The organism is Methylobacterium radiodurans, assembly GCF_003173735.1.
In the GTDB taxonomy this organism is placed as follows: Bacteria; Pseudomonadota; Alphaproteobacteria; order Rhizobiales; family Beijerinckiaceae; genus Methylobacterium; species Methylobacterium radiodurans.
In genome coordinates this window covers 4,449,130-4,463,785 of record NZ_CP029551.1, presented here as the reverse complement: position 1 = coordinate 4,463,785, position 14,656 = coordinate 4,449,130, and the positions used below count along the sequence as shown (strand labels likewise).

The 14,656-nt window shown below is 74.5% G+C and carries 14 protein-coding genes and 1 riboswitch; of the genes, 4 read left to right on the top strand and 10 right to left on the bottom strand.

Annotation, left to right across the window (positions count from 1 at the left end; all coding sequences use genetic code 11):
* Window positions 1-184 precede the first annotated feature (184 nt).
* Genes cobJ through DK427_RS20860 form a run of 10 tightly spaced genes read right to left on the bottom strand, consistent with a single transcriptional unit; the run spans window position 185 to window position 10,107 of the window.
* The gene (gene cobJ, locus DK427_RS20905) at window positions 185-943 is read right to left on the bottom strand and encodes a precorrin-3B C(17)-methyltransferase (RefSeq protein WP_109953051.1); all 759 of its coding nucleotides are present in this window, start codon (window positions 941-943) and stop codon (window positions 185-187) included.
* Window positions 940-1,725 (bottom strand): precorrin-2 C(20)-methyltransferase, encoded by a 786-nt coding sequence (locus DK427_RS20900; RefSeq protein ID WP_281276960.1) that lies wholly within the window; start codon window positions 1,723-1,725, stop codon window positions 940-942. The genes cobJ and DK427_RS20900 overlap by 4 nt, the downstream gene beginning before the upstream one ends.
* Window positions 1,725-2,357 carry a precorrin-8X methylmutase gene (locus DK427_RS20895; RefSeq protein WP_109953050.1) on the bottom strand — a complete coding sequence of 211 codons (633 nt, stop codon included), beginning with the start codon at window positions 2,355-2,357 and terminating at the stop codon, window positions 1,725-1,727. The genes DK427_RS20900 and DK427_RS20895 overlap by 1 nt, the downstream gene beginning before the upstream one ends.
* Window positions 2,354-3,739, bottom strand: a complete 1,386-nt coding sequence (gene cobG / locus DK427_RS20890) for a precorrin-3B synthase (protein WP_109953049.1) — start codon at window positions 3,737-3,739, stop codon at window positions 2,354-2,356. Before cobG ends, DK427_RS20895 begins: the two co-directional genes overlap by 4 nt.
* Window positions 3,736-7,077: a cobaltochelatase subunit CobN gene (gene cobN / locus DK427_RS20885; RefSeq protein ID WP_109953048.1), complete on the bottom strand. Its 3,342-nt coding sequence runs from the start codon at window positions 7,075-7,077 to the stop codon at window positions 3,736-3,738. Before cobN ends, cobG begins: the two co-directional genes overlap by 4 nt.
* A gap of 1 nt (window position 7,078) precedes the next feature.
* Window positions 7,079-7,684 carry a Uma2 family endonuclease gene (locus DK427_RS20880; RefSeq protein WP_109953047.1) on the bottom strand — a complete coding sequence of 202 codons (606 nt, stop codon included), beginning with the start codon at window positions 7,682-7,684 and terminating at the stop codon, window positions 7,079-7,081.
* 43 nt (window positions 7,685-7,727) lie between these two features.
* Entirely contained in the window at window positions 7,728-8,762 is a 1,035-nt protein-coding gene (cobW, locus tag DK427_RS20875; protein ID WP_109953046.1) for a cobalamin biosynthesis protein CobW, read from the bottom strand.
* Between the two features lie 12 nt (window positions 8,763-8,774).
* A complete protein-coding gene (locus DK427_RS20870; RefSeq protein ID WP_109953045.1) occupies window positions 8,775-9,158 on the bottom strand; it encodes a DUF1636 family protein in 384 nt (127 codons plus the stop codon).
* Entirely contained in the window at window positions 9,151-9,909 is a 759-nt protein-coding gene (locus DK427_RS20865; RefSeq protein ID WP_109953044.1) for a CbtA family protein, read from the bottom strand. The genes DK427_RS20870 and DK427_RS20865 overlap by 8 nt, the downstream gene beginning before the upstream one ends.
* 21 nt (window positions 9,910-9,930) lie before the next feature.
* Window positions 9,931-10,107, bottom strand: a complete 177-nt coding sequence (locus DK427_RS20860; RefSeq protein ID WP_109953043.1) for a CbtB domain-containing protein — start codon at window positions 10,105-10,107, stop codon at window positions 9,931-9,933.
* Window positions 10,108-10,145: 38 nt separating this feature from the next.
* Window positions 10,146-10,337, bottom strand: a riboswitch (cobalamin riboswitch).
* Between the two features lie 114 nt (window positions 10,338-10,451).
* On the opposite strand from DK427_RS20860, the gene cobU reads away from it, so the two are divergent.
* The 4 genes from cobU to DK427_RS20840 are packed head-to-tail and all read left to right on the top strand — an operon-like array spanning window position 10,452 to window position 14,480.
* On the top strand, window positions 10,452-10,991 hold the full coding sequence (gene cobU / locus DK427_RS20855; protein ID WP_204165208.1) for a bifunctional adenosylcobinamide kinase/adenosylcobinamide-phosphate guanylyltransferase: 540 nt from the start codon (window positions 10,452-10,454) through the stop codon (window positions 10,989-10,991).
* Entirely contained in the window at window positions 10,988-11,596 is a 609-nt protein-coding gene (gene cobO / locus DK427_RS20850) for a cob(I)yrinic acid a,c-diamide adenosyltransferase (protein WP_109953041.1), read from the top strand. Before cobU ends, cobO begins: the two co-directional genes overlap by 4 nt.
* A 13-nt stretch (window positions 11,597-11,609) precedes the next feature.
* Window positions 11,610-13,064, top strand: a complete 1,455-nt coding sequence (locus tag DK427_RS20845) for a cobyric acid synthase (protein WP_204165207.1) — start codon at window positions 11,610-11,612, stop codon at window positions 13,062-13,064.
* 60 nt (window positions 13,065-13,124) lie between these two features.
* A complete protein-coding gene (locus DK427_RS20840) occupies window positions 13,125-14,480 on the top strand; it encodes an MFS transporter (RefSeq protein WP_109953040.1) in 1,356 nt (451 codons plus the stop codon).
* Window positions 14,481-14,656 lie beyond the last annotated feature (176 nt).

The following is a 14,656-nucleotide window of genomic DNA, read 5'->3' as shown; positions in this document are numbered from 1 at the left end:
CCCCCCTCTGCGGGGGAGGGTACCCTGCGAAGCAGGGAGGGAGAGGGGACCCCAGCTTCCGGCAGGGGCGAAACCTGCATGAAGGGAGCAGCCTCTTCCGGAAGCCGGGCTCCCCTCTCCCGACCCGGCTTGACGGCCGGCCAACCCTCCCCCGCAGAGGGGGGAGGGAGATCGCGCGCGATCGTCATCGCGCCGCGACGCTGCGCGGCGTGTAGACGAAGGGCAGCCCCTCCGTCCGCGGGATCAGCCGCGTCGCCGAGGCGCCGATGATGACCATCGTCGCCATGTCGGCGGGCGCCTCGTGGGCCTCGGCCAAGGACATTACCCGCAGCGCCTCGTCCGGCCGGGTCACCGCGCGGGCGAAGACCACGGGCGTGTCCGCGGCGCGGATCTCCGCAGCGATCCCGAGCGCCGCGCCGAGCTGCCAGGGCCGCGCCCGCGAGATCGGGTTGTAGAGGGCCACCACGAGGTCGGCGCGCAGCACGGCCTCGAGACGCGCGGTGATGACGTCCCAGGGCTTCAGGTTGTCGGAGAGCGAGAGCGCGCAGAAATCGCCCCCGAGGGGAGCCCCGAGGCGGGCCGCCGCCGCCAGCATCGCGGTGATGCCGGGCTCGACCGTGATCGGCAGATCGCGCCACGCGGGCTCGCCCTGCTCCACCGCCTCGAACACGGCCGCCGCCATCGCGAAGACGCCCGGATCGCCGCCCGAGACCACGGCGACGCGCCGCCCCGAGGCGGCGAGTTCGAGGGCGTGGCGGGCCCGGTCCACCTCGACCCGGTTGTCGCTGGCGTGCCGCACCAGCCCCGGCCGCTCGGGCACGCGGGCCACATAGGGAATGTAGCCGATCAGGTCCTCGGCCCCGTCGAGGGCGCGGCGGGCGGATTCGGTCAGGAGCGACGGGTCGCCCGGACCGAGGCCGACGACGGCGAGGCTGCCGCTCACGGGCGCCGGCCCTCGCCGGGCACCAGGACCATCGAGAAGTAGGGCGCCTCGTCGTCGGCCTTCTCGGCGAGCGGCACCACGCGCTCGCCCGCCATGGTGCCGCGCTCGACATAGACGGCGCGGGCGAGCAGCCCCGCGGCGGCGAGCGCGGCGCGCACCTTTGGCAGGTGGCGGCCGAGCTTCATCACCACGGCGGCGTCCGTGCCGCGCAGACGCTCGGCCAGCGCCTCGGCCGACAGCGTGGCGGGCAGCACGGTGAGCACGTCGTCGCCCCAAGTGATCGGCGTGCCGGCCCGCGTCCAGCAGCCCGACATGCCGGTGACGCCCGGCACCACCTCGACCGGGAAGCGGTCCTTCAGGCGACGCCAGAGATGCATGAACGAGCCGTAGAAGAAGGGATCGCCCTCCGACAGGATCGCCACGTCGCGCCCCGCGCCGAGATGGTCGGCGAGCCGTCCGGCCGCATCGTCGTAGAAGCCGGCGAGCGCCGCCACGTAGTCCGGGTGCTCCGGGTGCAGCTCGGTGGTGTAGGGGTAGGCGAGCGCCATCTCGCGGGCGGGGTCGCGCACCACCGCGTCCGCGATGGTGCGGGCGTTGCCGCGCCGGCCGCGCTTGCAGAAATGGACGAGCACCGGCGCCCGCTCCAGCACCCGCAGGGCGCGCAGGGTCAGGTATTCGGGGTCGCCCGGACCCATGCCGACGCCGAAGAGCGTACCGGTGGTGATCCCGGCCGGCGCCTCCGCGCGGTCCAGGATCACGGGATCGATGCCGCCGGACTCCATCACTCGACCTCGCAGGCGAGCGCGTTCACGGCCGCCGCCGTCATGGCGCTGCCGCCGCGGCGGCCGTGGACCACGCAGAAGGGCACGCGGCCGTCGCGGGCGAGCGCCTCCTTGGACTCCGCCGCGCCGACGAAGCCGACCGGGATGCCGATCACCGCGGCCGGCGCGCCGACGCCCTCGTCCAGTAGTTCGAGCAGGCGGAACAGGGCGGTCGGCGCGTTGCCGACGGCCACCACGCTGCCCGGCAGGTGCTCGCGCCACAGCTCCATGGCGGCGGCCGAGCGGGTGTTGCCCATCTCGGCGGCCAAGCCCGGCACGCGCGGGTCGCCGAGCGTGCAGATCACCCGATTGTCCGCGGGCAGGCGCGCGCGGGTCACGCCGTCGGCCACCATGCGCACGTCGCAGAGGATCGGCGCACCGGCCTTCAGCGCCGCCTCGCCGGCGGCCGCGAAACCCTCCGACATCTCCACGTCGCGGGGCAGGTCGGTCATGCCGCATGCGTGGATCATCCGCACGACCACCCGCTCGGCCGTGCCGGACCAGCGGGCGAGGTCCGACTCGGCGCGGATCATCGCGAAGGATCGGGCGTAGATCGCGCTCCCATCGCGCAGGTAGTCGAGGCGCGCGCTCATGGTCTGGTCCTGAACAGGTCTTCGAGGTTGGCCGTTTGCGCCCCTCTTACGCGGTCCAGAGCCGCCTCGATAGTCAGCCATTCGGCGGGCGCGTCGCCGGGCGCGCCGCCCACCACGACGCCGTAGCGGCCCGCCTCGCCCACCAGGGTGAGGTCGCGGGGGCGCGGCTCGGCGCAGCCCTTGGGGCAGCCCGAGACGTGGGCGGAGAGCCCCCGCGCCGCGAAGGGCCGGAACGCCTCGGCCAGGCGGGCGGCGTCGGCGTGGGTGTCGGTCGAGCCGGAGGCGCAGGCCGGGGCGCCGGGGCAGGCCGCGACCGCGCGGCGCGGGTCGTGCGCGTCGGTGATGAAGTCGGCGGCCAGCCGGGCCAGCGCCTCGTCCGCGCGCGCTGGATCGACGGCGAGGACGAAGCCGCGACTCGGGGTAAGCCGGATGTCGGCGGCGCCGGCCTCGTCCGCGACGGCGACGAGGCGCAGGAGCGCGTCGGCGGTGCTGCGGCCGAAAGGGGCGTCGGCCGCGATGACGGCAGTCCTCCCTCCCCCCTTTGCGGGGGAGGGTACCCCGCGAAGCGGAGGGGGAGAGGGGTGCGACGGTGCAGGGAAAGGCTCGGCCCCGCATGAAGGCCGCGCCCCAACCTGCCGCTGGGATCCCCTCACTGCGTGATTTCGTCCCAACCGACCCTCGCTGACGCGAGGGCCACTCTCCTCCGCAGAGAAGGGCGGGAGAGCCGCGCGCTGGTCGTCCGACAGATCCCGCATCCGTCGGGCGCCCGTGCGGGCGAAGGCCGCGAGCAGGGCGGCGACGGTCTCCGGCACCGCCGCCTCCGGCCAGACGCCGAGGGAGAGCGGCGCCGCGCCCGTGGCGAGGGCGATCTCCGCGAGGCCCGGCGCCACCGCCCGCACGTGGAAGTCGGCCTCCGCCTCCGGCAATCCGCAGAGCCCGCCGGGCTCCACGGCAACCAGAGTCTTGGCCGGCAGCGGCGCGACCGCGCGACCCAGGACCTCGATGCGGGCGGCGAGCGCGAGGCCGTCGACCAGCGCGTCGGGATCGAGGCCGCAGAGGGGACTCGTCAGCGTCAGCCGCTGCGGCCCGCCGTCGTGGCGCACGTCGCCGAGGCCCGCTTCGGTGAGCGCGGCGGCGAGCGGCCCGCGGGTCGCCTCCCGCACGCCGCGGATCTGGAGGTTGGCCCGCGCGGTGATGTCGACATGGCCGTTGCCGTAGCGGGACGCCGCCTCGGCGACCGCGCGCAGCTGCGCGGGCGAGAGGATGCCGAGCGGCGGGTGGATGCGGGCGAGCAGCCCGTCGCCGGTCGGCATCGGCCGGTCGAGGCCGGGGCACCAGCCGCGCCGGCCCGGGGCCGCGGGGAGGGCACGACGGGCGCTCACTCCGCCGCCTCCGGCAGCAGCGCATCGGCCGGCATGGCGTTGCGGCGGGTGACCCAGAGGCCGCGGGCGCGCGCCTCGTCGAAGCGGTCGAGGATCGCCCGCAGGGCGTCGGGATTGGCCGCGCGCAGGGCCTCGAAGACCGCGGGATCCGCGATCCAGGCGCCGTAGAGCCGGTCGAGATCGGCGTGGGACACCGCCTCGGTCGCGGCGGCCAGCACGAAGACGGCGTCGAGCCCCTGCGCCAGCTCCTGCGCCCCGCGGTAGCCGTGGCGGAGCTGGCCCGCGATCCAGGCCGGGTCGGCGAGGCGGCCGCGGACCAGCCGGGCGACGTCCTCGCGGGCCGTGCGCGCCCGCGGCCGCTCGGGATCCGAGACGTCGAGGCTGTAGAGGGCGGGCGCGGCGCCCGTGAGGGCGGCGGCGGCCGAGAGACCGCCCATCGCGTCGGCGGCGGCGTCGCCGTCGAGGAGATCGCGCTCGGCCACGTCGAAGGCGTGGAGATAGGCGTCGGCCGCCGCCACCCGCGCGGCGAAGGCCTCCGAGGGCGCGGCCGCGTCGCCGTAGGCGTGGCCGCTCGCCGCGAGATAGGCCCGGCCGAGATCGGCCCGGCTCGCCCAGGCGCCGTCGAGGGCCGTCTCGGCCGCGCCCGCGCCGTAGCGGCCTGGGCCTGCGCCGAAGACCCGGGCCGGATCCTCGCCCCGGCGGCGGGCGGCGGCGAGCGGGTTGTCCTCGTCGGGCTCCTCGCGGGCCGCCACCGCGCGGGCGGCCCGGTCGAGGAGCGCGAGCGTGTCCGGGAAGGTATCGCGAAAAGCGCCCGAGACCCGCACCGTCACGTCGATGCGGGGACGCCCGAGGAGTGCCGGCGGCAGCACCTCGAATCCGGCGACCCGGGTCGAGGCGTGGTCCCAGAGCGGGCGCGCGCCCATCAGGTGGAGGGCGTGCGCCACGTCCTCGCCGCCGGTGCGCAGGGTCGGCGAGGCCCAGAGGTCCATCACGACGCGCTCGGGGTAGGCGCCCTCGTCCTGGAGATAGCGGGTCACCACGGCCTCCGCGGCCCGGGCCCCCAGCGTCGCGGCGGCGCGGGTCGGGATGGCGCGCGGGTCGAGGGTGGTGAGATTGCGTCCCGTGGGCAGCACGTCGGCGCGCCCGCGGGACGGCGAGCCCGAGGGACCGGGGGCGATGAAGCGCCCGTCGAGGGCGGCGAGCAGCGCCGCCCGCTCGGCCTCGGCACTGGCCCGGCGCGCGGGTGCCGCGTCGGCGGGCGCGCGGCCGAAGACGTGGAGCCCGTCGCGGAAGGCGGTCTCGCCGAGGTCGCAGAGATGCGCGTCGAGCGCCGCCAGCGCCTCCGGCATCGGTGCGCCGGGCGCGATCCCGGCGCCGGTGAGGAGGCCGAGCGCGTCCGCCTCGTCGAGGATGGCGCGCGCGATCAGGTCGGCCCGGCGCGGGTCGAGGACGCTCGCCGAGGCGTACTCCTCCACCTGCTCGCGCAGCCGCATCGTCTGCGGATCCCGCCCCCCGCGCTGGATCTCCGGCGTGAGGTGGCCGAGCGCGATCCCACCGAGCCGGCGCTTCAGCGGCGCGGCCTCGCCCGGATCGTCCACGATGAAGGGGTAGACCACCGGCAGCGCGCCGACCGCCAGCGCCGGCCAGCAGGTGGGCGCGAGGGCGACCGCCTTGCCGGGCAGCCACTCGGCGGTGCCGTGCGTGCCGAGATGGACCAGCGCGTCGAAGCTCCGTTGCAGGCCGAGATGGAAGGCGAGGTAGGCATGCGTCGGCGGCTCGTCGGGGTCGTGGTATCCGGCCTTGCGGTCGAGGGCATGGCCGCGATCGGGCTGGAGGAAGATGGCGAGGGCGCCGCTCCCTCCCCGCTCTGCGGGGGAAGGGAGAGCCGCGGTGACAGTCCGGAACCGGAACGCCCCGTCCCGGCAGGCGGGATCCTCTTCCGGCGCCCCCCAGCGCGCCGTCAGCTCGGCCCGGGCTGCCTCCGGCAACCCGGCGAGCCAGGCCCGGTACTCCGGAAGACCCACCGTAAAGGCAGGCTCGCCCGTCGTCAGCGCTCGCATAAGGCCCGGCCCGTCCGGCACCGCGCCCACCGCGTAGCCGGCCTCTGCCAGATCCGCCGCGATCGCCCGCGCGCTCTCCGGCGTGTCGAGCCCGACCGCGAAGCCGGCCCGGCCGCCGCGGGCCGGGTAGTCCGAGAGCACCAGCGCGATCCGCCGGTCCGCACGCCGCGCCCGCGCGAGGCGCAGCCACGCGGCGGCCCGGTCGGCGAGCGCCGCGATGCCGGGGGCGTAGGGCACGGCGCGCCGCTCGACATGCCCCTCGACCTCCGGTGCCTCCTCCTTGTGGGAGATCGGGAAGCCGCCGAGCCGGCCGTCGAACTCGGGCAGCGCCACCTGCATGGCGAGGTCGGCGGCGTTCATGCCCCGCGCCGAGGCCGCCCAGGCCTCGCGGGCGGAGCCGAGCGTGTAGGCCTGGAGCACCGGGCAATCGGCCGCGTCGAGCACGAAGCCCGCATCCTCGCGGGCCGCGAACGCGGTGGCGGCGATGATGAGGTCGGGCTTTCGCGCGCGAAGCGCCGCCCGCACCGCCTCGACCGCCTCCGGGTCCTTCAGGCTGGAGACCGCGACGACCAGCGTGCCGACGCCGCGCGCGGCGAGCGCGGCCGTCAGCGCGGCGGCGGGCGCGAGGTCGCCGCCGAGCGCCGCCGAGCGGTAGACGAGGACGAGCGCGTGCGGGGCCCCGTCCGCCAGCGGCGCGGCCCCGGCGGCGAGCGCCCGCTCCAGGGGAACCGGCCCGCAGCCGGGGCAGCACGGGAAGCCGCGGGGCAGGGGGCTGGGCGGCGCATAGGCGAAATCCCGGCCGATCTCGGCCGCGAGCCGCCGCAGCATCTGCCGCAGGTTGTCGCGCCCGCCCGCGCGGAAATAGGCGTCGAGGTGCGGCGCCAGCTCGGGCGCGGTGGCGTGGGCGTCGAGGCGGAGGTCGGGCCGGTCGTCGCCCGGCAGCAGGACGAGCTTGACCCCGTGCGCCCGCGCCGCGGCGGCGCAGCGCTCGATGCCGTAGCGCCAGTAGTCGAGCCCGCCGAGGCAGCGGATCACCACGATCCGCGCGCGGGCGACCACCGCGTCGACGTAGAGATCGACCGACATCGGGTGGCGCAGCCGCGCGAGCTTGGCGAGGCGCAGGGCGGGCAGGCCGGGCTCGGCGGCGGCGGCCTCCGCGATCCCGGCGAGGTCCGTGTCGGTGAAGGAGAGGAACACGATCTCGCCGGGCGTCTGCCCGAGGTCCAGAGCCGCCTCGCCCTCGTCGAGAGAGACCGTGTCGATGCGGACGAGGTGCATCTCAGGCCGTCGAACCCGTGTCGTCCGCCACCGGACGCGGGCGCAACGGGAAGCTCACGCCGTCGTAGATCTCGGCGAGCGGCAGCGCGATCCCGAGCGCGGGCAGCGCGACGTTCCCGTCGAGGTCGACGAGACGCGTCTCCTCCCGGGCCCGGTTCGCGCCGTGCGACCAGAGCCGGATCTCGGCCGCGTTCGGCTCGACCCGCAGGATGTGCTCAAGGCCCGCGACGGCCTTGTACTCGGCAAGCTTGGCGAAGGCGTCGAAGTCGCGGGTCGAGGGGGACAGCACCTGCGCGACCAGCCGGGGCTCGGCCGCCCGCCGGGCGTCCGGGTCGCGGGCGCCGCAATCGACGCCGACATCCGGGCGGCGGATCTGCCCGGGCAGCGTCTCGACGCTGCCATCTCCGGTGAAGGGCCGGCAGCCGCTGCCCCGCAGCCGCGTCTTGAGCGCGGCCACGAGGTTGACCACGATGTCGTCGTGGACGTTGCGCGCGCCGGCCATCATGCCGACGGCCACGCCGTCCACGAGTTCGTAGCGCTCGGGCTGGCGCTCCTGCCAGGCGAAGAACGCCGCGACGCTCATCGGTTCGGGTCGACGATCGAGCATGGTGCAACCTCGGCGCAACTCTACGCCGCAGCCGGCCGAACGCCTACCCGGCGAGCGCGGCGGCCACGGCCTCGCGGTCGAAGCCCTTCAGACCGATCACCACGAGCGTCCCGTCGCGGGGCTCGCCCGCGCGCCAGGGCCGGTCGAAATGGTGGCCGACGCGGCGGCCGACGCCCTGCACCACGAGGCGCATCGGCTTGCCCTCGACCGCGGCGAAACCCTTGATGCGCAGGACGCCCGCGGTCTCGGCCGCCCGCTCCACCCGCGCGGCGAGGTCGCCCGGCGTCGCGGTCGGGCGGATGGGGAGCGCCACGGTCTCGAAATCGTCGTGGTCGTGGTCCTCGCCCTCGCCGTGGTGCGAGGGGCGGGCGTCGAGGTCGTCCTCGGCCGCGGCCCCGAGCCCCAGGAGCACGCGCGGGTCGATCGCGCCGCGCTCGGTCTCCACCACCTTCACCGCGCGCGGCAGGTGTCCCTCGACCTCGGCGCGCACGCGGGCGCGGGTCTCGGCGTCGATCAGGTCGGACTTGTTGAGCACCACGAGGTCGGCGCAGAGGAGCTGGTCCTCGAACACCTCCTCCAGCGGGTTGTCGTGGTCGACCGCCGTGTCGGCGGCGCGCTGGGCGGCCGAGGCCTCAGGGTCGTCCGCGAAGGCGCCGGAGGCGACCGCCGGGCCGTCCACCACCGCGACCACGCCGTCCACGGTCACCCGCGAGCGGATCGCCGGCCACTGGAAGGCCTGGACCAGGGGCTTGGGCAGGGCGAGGCCGGACGTCTCGATCAGGATGTGCTCCGGCGGCTCCGGCCGGTCGAGCAGCGCGGTCATGGCGGGCACGAAGTCGTCGGCGACCGTGCAGCAGATGCAGCCGTTCGGCAGCTCGACGATCGCGTCCTCGGTGCAGCCCTCGACGCCGCAGGCGGCCAGGAACGACTTGTCGAAGCCGACATCGCCGAACTCGTTGACGAGGATGGCGAGGCGGCGGCCGCCCGCGTTCTCGACCACGTGGCGCACCAGCGTGGTCTTGCCGGCCCCGAGGAAGCCGGTGACGATGGTGCAGGGCACCTTCTGGACGATGGTCATCGGGCCGGACCTCTACTCCGCGGCGCGCGCGGGAAACGGGGGGATGCGGGCGATGACGCCCTTGCGGAAGGCTTCCGGGCGCTCGCGCCAGGGCACGATGCCGTCCGGGGTCGCGCCGTAGCGGGCGAGGCCGTCGAGGATGGTACGGGCGGACGAGGCCGCGTCGAGATCGCCGTAGACGTAGGTCCAGCGGTCTGAACTCGCGACCGCGACCGTACAGGGCCGCTTGCAGACCGACAGGCACTCGACCGGCTCGATCCGGAGCGCGGCGTCCGGACGCAGGTCCAGCTCGGCGCGCAGGGCGTCGAGCAGGCGTGCGCCGCCGCGGGGACCGTCCGGCGCGTCGTCGGCCGCGCGGCAGGTGGTGCAGACGTAGAGGACGGTGTCGTCAGGCACGGGCGGGCCGCTCCCGTCCGAAGGCCTGCCAGGCCCAGCCGAAGGAGAGGCCGATCACCGCCCAGAACACGAAGCCGACCGCGAGCGAGCGGGCCGCGAACTGCGCGGCGAGTCCGGCCGGCAAATCGGACTTCGCGGCGGCCACCTCCGGCGCCCCGGCGATATGGGGCGCCACGATCAGCACGAGGCCGCCGAGGATCGTCACGGCGACGCGCCGGATCGCGATGAGATAGAGCCCCATCCCGGTCGCGAGCGCGGTCATCAGCCACCACGCCTGCCGGGTGGCGAGCGGCGCGGCCTCGCTGCCCGGCAATTCCGGCGGCAGGCCGAGCGCGGGCGCAAGGCCCACGCTGACGAAGCCAGCCACCGCGAAGGCGAGCGCCCGCTCCGGCGTCGGGTCACGCCCGAGCGCCAGCATCACGGCGCCGAGCAGCAGCGCGTAGCCGACGCCGCCGACCAGCGTGGCGAGGCCCGTGAAGAGGATGCGCGGCAGGCCCGCGCCGGGCTGCCAGGCCGGGGCGCCGTGGTCGTGCGACTCGCCCCCATGGGCCAAGTGCAGTTGGGCGAGGTGCAGAAGCGCGCCCTCGAACCGCGCGGGCGCGAGCGGCAGCGCGGCGCTGTGCGCCGTGCCGCTCTCGTAGCGCTCGGCCTCGATGATCAGCGGGGAGGTGAGGGCGACCTGGAGACCGGTCGCGACCACGGCCGCGAGGAAGCCGGCGGCGAGCGCCGCCGACAGGAGCCGGAGGATCATGAAGCGGGTGGCTTCAGCCGGTCAGTGGCAGGGGAAGTTCTGCGTGTGCCGGAAGTCGTGCGCCGCGTTGTGCAGCGCCTGGGCCGGCGCGAAGCCCGCCATGAAGACGAGGCCGAGGCCGAAGAGGGCGGCGAGCAGAACCGCGCCGAGGCGCTCGTTCGTGCGGGTGGCGCCGAGGGTCTGAACCTGCGTGGTCATCGGGTGACGATCTCCGGCCGCCCCACCGGCGGCGTTCGAGGAAACACGGGCGGACGGCAGGTCTCCTGGCTCGCGGATCCTCGCGCCTGCCGCCTTCCCGGGACATCCCGGTGGCTGGTGGCAGGAACTCGCCGCTCACAGTTGCGGGGGCAGCCGCGGAATTCGGGTCGCCCCGTCACCGCATTCCCTTTTCACCCCCGCGAGGGGGCACCGTCCATTCTCGCTCATAGCCTGTCGGGACCGAGGGCACAACGCGTTCCCGGCCGGACTTTCGGCCAGTATCCCGGCCAGGACCCGCAGCGCCGGGCTTTGACGGCCCGGGCGCTGCGGGGCAAAGGGTTCGGATGCTTCAAACCACCTCCCGGATGACCCTGGTGCTCGGCGGCGCGCGCTCGGGCAAGAGCGCCTATGCGGAGGCGCTGATCGAGGCGCGGCCGGCGCCCTGGCTCTATCTCGCCACCGCCCAGGCGTGGGACGACGAGATGCGCGAGCGGATCGCCCTGCACCGGGCGCGGCGCCCGGACGGCTGGATCACCCGCGACGCGCCGATGGATCTGCCCGAGGCGGTGGCGGAGGCGACGGGGCCGGTGCTGGTCGATTGCCTGACGCTCTGGCTCACCAACCTGATCCTCGCCGAGGCCGACGTGACGGCGGCGGGCGCGGCCCTGCTGGCGGCCTGCGCGGCGGCGGCGGGACCCGTGGTGCTCGTCGGCAACGAGGTCGGCCTCGGCATCGTGCCGGACAACGCGCTCGCCCGCCGTTTCCGCGACGAGGCCGGCCGCCTGCACCAGCGCCTCGCCGCCCAGGCCGACCGCGTCGTCTTCATGGTGGCGGGCCTGCCCATGACCGTGAAAACCGACGCGAAACCCGGAGGTCAGCCGTGAGCGACGACGCAGAGGCCGAGCGCCACCGCGAGAAGATGGCCAAGCGCAAGGCCGTGCAGGACGCCGAGGTGGCGGGGAAGACCGTCGAGAAGGGCCTGCTCATCGTCCATACCGGCCCCGGCAAGGGCAAGACGACCGCAGCGCTCGGGCTGATGCTGCGCGCCCTCGGGCGCGGCTGGCGGGTGGCCTGCGTGCAGTTCATCAAGGGCGGCTGGGACACGGGCGAGCGCCACGCGTTCCAGGCCTTCGGCGAACGGGTCGCCTGGCACACGCTGGGCGAGGGCTTCACCTGGGAGACGCAGGACAAGGCCCGAGACATCGCAGCCTGCCGCCACGCCTGGGTGCGGGCCGAGGCGCTGATGGCCGATCCGACGGTCCGCCTGCTCGTCCTCGACGAGCTCAATATCGCGCTCCGCTACGACTATCTCGACCTTGCGGCAGTGGTGGGAACCCTCCAGGCTCGGCGGCCGGACCTGCACGTCGTGGTCACCGGCCGCAACGCCAAGCCGATGCTGATCGAGGCCGCCGACCTCGTCACCGAGATGGGCAGCGTGAAGCACCATTTCGCGTCGGGCGTGAAGGCGCAGGAGGGGATCGAGTTCTGATGGTCGTGCGCGCATGACCCGCGCCCTGATGATCCAGGGCACCGGCTCCGACGTCGGCAAGTCGCTGATCGTGGCCGGGCTCGCGCGCGCCTTCTCCCGGCGGGGCCTCCGGGTGCGGCCGTTCAAGCCGCAGAACATGTCGAACAACGCCGCCGTGACAGTGGACGGGGGCGAGATCGGCCGCGCCCAGGCGCTCCAGGCGCGGGCGGCCGGGATCAGCCCCACCGTCCACATGAACCCAGTGCTGCTGAAGCCCCAGAGCGAGGTCGGCTCGCAGGTGGTGGTGCAGGGCCGCATGATCGCGACCGTCAGGGCGCGCGACTACCAGGCCTGGAAGCCGCGCCTGATGCGGGCGGTGCTCGACAGCTTCGCGCGGCTGCGCTCGGAGGCCGACCTCGTGCTGGTCGAGGGGGCGGGCTCGGCCTCCGAGGTGAACCTGCGGGCCGGCGACATCGCAAATATGGGCTTTGCCCGCGCCACCGATACGCCGGTGATCCTCGTCGGCGACATCGACCGGGGCGGGGTGATCGCGAGCCTCGTCGGCACGAAGGCGGTGATCGATCCGGCCGACGCCGCGATGATCCGGGGCTTCCTCGTCAACCGCTTCCGCGGCGACCCGGCGCTGTTCGCCGACGGCATGCGCCTCATCGCAGAGCGGACGGGCTGGGACGCTCTGGGGCTCGTCCCGCACCTGCCCGCCGCCGCGCGCCTGCCCGCCGAGGACGTGCTGGGGCTCGCGGGCTCGGCGCCCGGCGCCGCGGGGGTGAAGATCGCCGTGCCGGTGCTGCCGCGCATCGCCAATTTCGACGATCTCGACCCGCTCAGGGCCGAGCCCGGCGTCGCGGTGGTGCTGGTGCGTTCGGGCGAGCCGATCCCGGGCGACGCGGCACTCGTGCTGCTGCCCGGCTCCAAGACCACGATCGACGACCTCGACGCCCTGCGCGAAGAGGGCTGGGACATCGACCTCCGGGCGCATCTGCGCCGGGGCGGCCGGGTGCTCGGGCTCTGCGGCGGCTATCAGATGCTCGGGCGCACGCTCTCCGACCCGCACGGCATCGAGGGCGCGCCGCGCACCGTGCCGGGCCTCGGCCTCCTCGACGTCGAGACCGTGATGACGCCCGAGAAGCGGCTGGAGGCGGTCACCGGCACCAGCCTCGCGGACGGCCTGCCGTTCACCGGCTACGAGATGCATATCGGCGCGACGTCCGGGCCCGACGCCGTCCGCCCGCTGCTGCGGCTCGCCGACGGGCGCCTCGACGGGGCGGTCTCGGCCGACGGGCTCGTCTGCGGCACCTACCTGCACGGGCTCTTCGCCGACGACCGGCAGCGCGCCGCCTGGCTCGCCCGGCTCGGGGCGCAGGCCGGCGGCATCGCCTACGAGGCCGGCGTCGAGGTGGCGCTCGACCGGCTCGCCGAACACCTCGAGACCCATGTCGATCTCGGGCGCCTGCTGGCGCTGGCGCGCTAGGATTGACCGCCCTAGGCTAAACCTGAAGTCCGGACCGGAAGCCGGACGCGGGAGGACGCCATGAGGCCCGACATCACCCCCGAGCCGCCTCAGGTCGATGCACGCCTCGCGCACGACACGGTCCGCACGGTGACGCTGCGGCTGATGCCGCTTCTCGGGCTGATGTACCTCATCGCCTATATCGACCGGCAGAACATCTCCTACGCCAAGCTCCAGATGGTCGGCGATCTGGGGCTCAGCGAGAGCGTCTACGGTCTCGGCGCCTCGCTGTTCTTCCTCGGCTACTTCCTGTTCGAGGTGCCGGCCAACGTGATCCTGGAGCGGGTCGGCGCACGGCGCTGGTTCGCCCGCATCATGTTCACCTGGGGGCTGATCACGGTCCTGCTCGGCTTCACCCAGAACACGACGATGTTCTACGTGCTGCGCTTCCTGCTGGGCGTGGCGGAGGCGGGCTTCTTCCCGGGCGTGCTGTTCGCGCTCACCCTATGGTTCCCGCAATCCCACCGCGCCCGGATGATCGGCTGGTTCATGATCGCCAGCGCCTTCGCCAACGCGGTCGGCGCGGCGATCGGCGGCGCACTGCTCGACCTCGACGGGCTCCTGGGCCTCAAAGGCTGGCAGTGGGTCTTCGTGGCGACCGGCCTGCCGGCCCTGGTCCTCACATTCGTGGTGCTGAAGATCCTGCCGGACGGGCCGGAGCGGGCGCCCTGGCTGCCGCCCGAGGGCAAGGCCTGGCTCTCGCGCCAGCTCGCCCACGAGCGCGCGAGCGGGGGACAGGTCGAGCACCATAACCCCTTCGCGGCGCTGCTCGACCGGCGGGTCTGGATGCTGGCCTCGGTCTACGTGGCCTTCCCTCTGGCCGCCTACGGCCTGAGCTACTGGCTGCCAACCGTGGTGAAGGGCTTCGGTGCCTCGAACACCACGAACGGCTTCATCAACATCGTGCCTTGGATCGTCACGGCCCTCGCGCTCTGGTGGGTGCCCCGGCGCGCAGCGCGCACCGGCGATCAGCTCTGGCACGTGGTGGTGCCGGGGCTCGTGGCGGCCGCCGCCCTGGTGCTGAGCGTCGTGCTGCCGGGTGCGGCGCTGAAATTCGCCTGCCTGTGCGTGGCGGCGGCGGGCGTGTTCTCGGCCCAGCCCGTGTTCTGGTCCCTGCCGCCGACCTTCCTCAAGGGCGCGAGCGCGGCGGCCGGCATCGCGGCGATCAACTCGGTGGGCAATCTCGGCGGCTTCGTCGCGCAGAACGCGGTCCCGTTCATCCGCGACCGCAGCGGCAGCGACCTCGCGCCGATGTATTTTCTCGCGGCCTGCCTCGGGCTCGGGGCCTGCCTGATGTTCGTGGTGCTCTCGGCGCTCCGCCGCGACGCTGCCCGGCGGGGAAGGGCGATCGAGCCGGCGGCGCCACGCACGGCGTAGCGGGTCAAAACGCGATCCGCTTGGCCGCGCGAGGGGCTGCTGAGGCGGTGAGCGGACTCCAGCGCTACGGCTGCGGCTCGCATTGTCTCGACCGGCCTAGAACCTTAACCAGGCTATGTGTGGTTAACTCTAAGTTAAGTGGTTAAAATCTATCCCTCGGGGGTGTCCGAAGGGTA